The sequence below is a fragment of the Loigolactobacillus zhaoyuanensis genome (assembly GCF_003946385.1).
In the GTDB taxonomy this organism is placed as follows: domain Bacteria; phylum Bacillota; class Bacilli; order Lactobacillales; family Lactobacillaceae; genus Loigolactobacillus; species Loigolactobacillus zhaoyuanensis.
The window spans coordinates 1-4,416 of sequence record NZ_RHOE01000108.1; the positions used below are offsets into that span (position 1 = coordinate 1).

The following is a 4,416-nucleotide window of genomic DNA, read 5'->3' on the forward strand; positions in this document are numbered from 1 at the left end:
GGTTGAGGAAGGAATCGAATATTTCAATCACCACAATCGCTCAGCACAAAGAAACGGCCTCACCCCAGATGAATACTGGAGTGAAGCCGCTTAGAAACAGATTCAACTTTATATTATTTCATTTGTCAACTTGACAGGGCCTAGTGCAACTGCGGGCTTTTTTAGTAGTTGTTTTTAGTAATAATGTAATATATAATTTGCATATAAGGGATATATATATATTATAAAGGCGGTGATCGATATACAAAATAAAGTCAGGCAATTTCGCTTAGCACAGCATTTATCGCAAAAAGAGGTGGCAGAAAAAGTTGGTATTACACGACAAACCTTAAGCTTGATTGAGAAGTTTGCGTATAACCCATCGCTTAAGTTATGTTTGAATATCTGTTATGTATTTGGGCGGACTCTGGATGAAGTGTTTTGGGAGGATAAACAAAAATGAAAAAAATTACTGATGAGCGCTTGATCGTACGTAATTTAAAAAATTTACGGACTTCTTTTCTAGTAGAAAATGGTTTTATTCTTTTTGTGCTAGCTTATCAGATTATTCAAGGAAAACCTATCGGACAGGTGATTGCCTATGATAATATGTTGTTTTTAGCGTTAATGGTTGGCTGCTGGACAACGATTGGATTATCAGTTACGGTTAGCGCGCCGATGGAAGATAAACCGAAAGTTAGACCAGGTAAACTGCTTGCTATAGGTCTAATTATATTTGCTATTGTGGCGTTACTATTTCTTTTGCTGTTGCGCGGCAAACACTTATTAGTGGCACTTGGTAGTGGCTTGATCATCGCAGCAATAGTCACTGGGATAAATGTTTTGAGTAACCATTTTCGTTATTCAGATAAAGATTGATTTGCATATAAATGTAATCGCTTTCCGAAGTGTGCTAGTTCATGCTAAACTTACGCTATGCAAAGTTGTTTTTTAACGGAATCAGATCAACCACTATTTTATAAGACGAGGAGGCAATAACATGAAAGTTATTGTTATTGGCGGCGTGGCCGGTGGACCATCATTTGCGACGCGGTTGCGGCGATTAGATGAAAATATTGAAATTTTATTAGTCGAACGGGGTGCACACATTTCTTATGCCAGTTGTGCGCTACCATATTACCTAGGTGACACTATCACTGATCTAGATTCGTTGATCGAGCGTACTCCAGAAATTCTGAAAAATAAAAATAATATTGATGTGCTGGTGCGCCATGAAGTGACCGCGATTGATTCGGCAACTAAACAAGTTACGATCAAGAATCTTGCCACGCAAGCAACTTATCAAGAAAAATATGATGTGCTAGTTCTTGCTATCGGTGCGCGTGCTATTCTGCCACCGATCAAAGGCAGTGAAACCGTTAAAAACGGTTTTGCCTTGCGTAATGTGACTGATGCTGCGACGATCAAAAGCTTTATTGAAACTAAAAAGCCACATCAAGCGACTATTATTGGAGCTGGTCCAGCTGGATTGGAAATTGCTGAGAACTTCCGACAGCTCGGGATGGCGGTTACCGTGGTCGATCAATTACCCACCGTTGCTTATCCGTATGATCCTGAATTGGCAGAGATTATGGTCGCGGAACTGCAGCGAAATGGCGTTCGACTTTTACTAAATGAGACGGTCACAGAAATTCAGGATGCTGGCCAGAAAATAATTCTCGCTAATGGAACTAGCCTAGAAACCGACTTGTTGATCTTTGCGACTGGCGTTAGGCCCAATAGTGAACTGGCTGCTGCGGCAGGAATCAAATTAGCCGAAAACCACCATATTATAGTTGATGAAAAATTAGCGACTAATATACCAGATATTTATGCGATCGGTGATGTGATCCAGACGACAAGTTACATTACGGGCTTACCGGTGCCAAGCATGTTATCCAGTGCGGCTAATCGTCAAGGCCATTTGTTGGCCGATATTATTAACGGAGCACCACTGACTTATCGTGGCTTTATTGGCACTGGTGTAGCAAAAATATTTGATTTGACGATCAGTTTAGTCGGCTATACTGAAAATGCGTTGAAAGCAGCGGGTATCACTAATTATAAAACAGTCTTGATTACACCGTTTGATCATGCTCATTTTTACCCGGGTGCGAAACGACTAAACTTAAAATTAATTTTTGAAGCAGAAACTGGGAAAATTCTGGGTGCACAGGCTGTTGGTGAACGTGGCGCAGATAAACGGATCGGTGAAATTTCTGCTGCGATCACAGGAAAGTTAACGGTATTTGATTTACCTGATTTAGAGCTGCCGTATTCGCCACCTTATTCAATGACGCGTGATCCAGTGAACACGGCTGGCTACGTTGCCATCAATCAATTGAACAATACGATCGTCACGATCAAGCTAGCGGATATTCCGGCTGCAGATTTTGCTACGGCCTTTTTCTTGGATGTTCGGGAAGCTGATAAACCACTGGCAGGAACGGTTGAAGCAACGAAGAACATACCACTTAGTGTCTTGCGCGAAAATTTAGCTGAGATTCCGCTAGATCGCAAAGTTTATATTACCTTCCGCAAAGGCCTAAATCCGTATAATGCTGCGCGAATTTTAGCAGGTAAAGGAGTTACTGCATTGTTGATCGAAGAATAACGGTCAAAAACTGACTATTTTGGATAGTCAGTTTTTTTGTGCTTATTTTTGGCTCCTTCAGTGGCAATATCGAGATCAATACTGCCACAATAATATTGACCAGTAGATAAAATAATTAACATAACTAAGTCAGTTGTAGTAAGGCGTATCATTAATAACCGAACATTAAATGCAAAACGGTGCTTGAATATTCTCACTTGGCGCTCTATAATGTTTTCAACCTAGTTATTCGGTTATTACTGATGTAAACCGAATAATAAACTTGATTAAAGTAAATATTCTATAAAAACCGAATAATGGAGGAAACGTCGTGGCGAGTGATAAAAATTTGATCGTTGGACCTGATGAACCGTTGAGAACTAGTGCTGCAGCAATGTTAGGACTACAACATGTATTAGCAATGGACGTATACGTGCCGCCGTTTATTATTGCGGGATTACTTGCGATGAGTATGGATGCTAAAATGGGCTTGATCCAGGCGACATTTTTTGCAGCGGGGATCGGGACTATCTTACAAACCAAATTTTTCATGAAGATGCCAATGACGCAAGGACCGTCATTTGTACCGATTGGTGCCATCGCAGGTATTTATCTAGCAAATGGTGGCGGCAAGAATGGACTAGCAACAGTTTTTGGTTCGTTATTAGTTGGCGCTGTATTGGTTATTTTATTCGGTTTGACCGGCTATTTCCAAAAAATCATTCGTAAATTGGTGCCATCGCTGGTTGGCGGCACGATTATCACGGTAGTGGGGTTATCGCTAATTCCATCAGCACTGAACGATAACATTTTTCATGCCAGTGGGAATCTTAATCAAAACGTTTTGCTAGGGGTTCTTACAGCAACTATTCTAGTAACTTGTGTTGCCATCAGTTTACGTTTTCCGCGCCTAGAACGAATTTTTAAAACGAGTTCGATCATTATTGCTTTGTTGGGCGGCTCGATCATTGCCGTTGCTATGGGCCGTTTCTCTTTTAAAACCGTGGCGGCAGCGCCTTGGTTTAGCATGCCACATTTTGCGATCACAGATTATGGTTTTCATTTTTCTTTATCGGCGATTTTGACTATGATCATTATTTATGCGGTGCTATTGACGGAAACTTCAGGAACTTGGTTTGCAATGAGTGCTGTATTAGAACGACCGATGACCGATAAGCAGTGGAACCGTGGGATCATCGGCGAAGGTATCAGCTGTTTAATTGCCGCTTTAGCCGGTGCAACACCGGTGACGGGGTATTCAACCAATGCTGGCGTTGTGTCGATCACTGGTGTTGCCAGTAAAAAAGCGTTTGTCGCGGCTGGACTCTGGTTCATGGGCTTTAGCTTTGTTGGTAAATTAGCAGCCTTTCTGGCGGCGATTCCTGCGGCGGTGATCGGTGGGGTTTTTGCAATTATTTGTTCAACGATCATGTTGAGCGGCTTACAAGTTATCCGACAACGGCATTTCGCTGAACGTGATCTGTATATTCTCGGAATTCCAATTATTATGACATTGGCTTTGATTTTGGTTCCCAGTCAGCTAGTTAAGGAAGCACCGCAAACGATTCAATATTTATTGAGTTCGCCCATTGCGGTCAGTGCCTTATTAGCGATTGTGTTAAACCAAATTTTGCCGCAGAAAATAGCGGCCAAAGTAGTTACACCAGTTGAAGAATAGTCAGGTCGAAAATAGGAGTGTGAAGTGAACCCCAAATATTGGACGAAACTTTAAGCGACTTTCTGGGTGGTAAGAACACGGTATTTAACCGGGCTCTTACCACCCAGTTTTGTTTTGATTCGTGTGACATTATAATATTGAATCCAGTTCGATACGGCTAAAGTTA

General features: G+C 41.5%; 6 protein-coding genes. 4 read left to right on the forward strand and 2 right to left on the reverse strand.

All coding sequences use genetic code 11. The annotated features are described in order from the left end of the window. Nucleotides 1-241 precede the first annotated feature (241 nt). The 3 genes from EKM76_RS12805 to EKM76_RS12815 all read left to right on the forward strand — a co-directional run bounded on the left by EKM76_RS12805 (nucleotide 242) and on the right by EKM76_RS12815 (nucleotide 2,593). Nucleotides 242-442, forward strand: a complete 201-nt coding sequence (locus EKM76_RS12805) for a helix-turn-helix transcriptional regulator (RefSeq protein ID WP_125550964.1) — start codon at nucleotides 242-244, stop codon at nucleotides 440-442. Continuing rightward, the gene (locus EKM76_RS12810) at nucleotides 439-858 is read left to right on the forward strand and encodes a hypothetical protein (RefSeq protein WP_125550961.1); all 420 of its coding nucleotides are present in this window, start codon (nucleotides 439-441) and stop codon (nucleotides 856-858) included. Before EKM76_RS12805 ends, EKM76_RS12810 begins: the two co-directional genes overlap by 4 nt. 121 nt (nucleotides 859-979) lie before the next feature. Further along, a complete protein-coding gene (locus EKM76_RS12815; protein WP_125550962.1) occupies nucleotides 980-2,593 on the forward strand; it encodes an FAD-dependent oxidoreductase in 1,614 nt (537 codons plus the stop codon). A gap of 14 nt (nucleotides 2,594-2,607) precedes the next feature. Here the strand turns inward: EKM76_RS12815 and EKM76_RS13520 are convergent, their stop codons facing one another. Continuing rightward, a complete protein-coding gene (locus EKM76_RS13520; protein WP_164507662.1) occupies nucleotides 2,608-2,745 on the reverse strand; it encodes a hypothetical protein in 138 nt (45 codons plus the stop codon). Nucleotides 2,746-2,903: 158 nt separating this feature from the next. Here EKM76_RS13520 and EKM76_RS12820 point away from each other — a divergent pair, with 158 nt between their 5' ends. Continuing rightward, complete coding sequence (locus EKM76_RS12820) at nucleotides 2,904-4,250, forward strand: uracil-xanthine permease family protein (protein WP_125550963.1); 1,347 nt, start codon at nucleotides 2,904-2,906, stop codon at nucleotides 4,248-4,250. A gap of 50 nt (nucleotides 4,251-4,300) precedes the next feature. Here the strand turns inward: EKM76_RS12820 and EKM76_RS12825 are convergent. After that, nucleotides 4,301-4,416 (reverse strand): IS3 family transposase (locus EKM76_RS12825; protein WP_164507616.1); only part of this gene is annotated, 116 nt, incomplete at its 5' end.

Bases quoted from the DNA above. Each gene is read 5' to 3' on its own strand.
- EKM76_RS12810 (WP_125550961.1), top strand. From the start codon at position 439: ATGAAAAAAATTACTGATGAGCGCTTGATCGTACGTAATTTAAAAAAT.
- EKM76_RS12815 (WP_125550962.1), top strand. From the start codon at position 980: ATGAAAGTTATTGTTATTGGCGGCGTGGCCGGTGGACCATCATTTGCG.
- EKM76_RS13520 (WP_164507662.1), bottom strand. From the start codon at position 2,745: ATGATACGCCTTACTACAACTGACTTAGTTATGTTAATTATTTTATCT.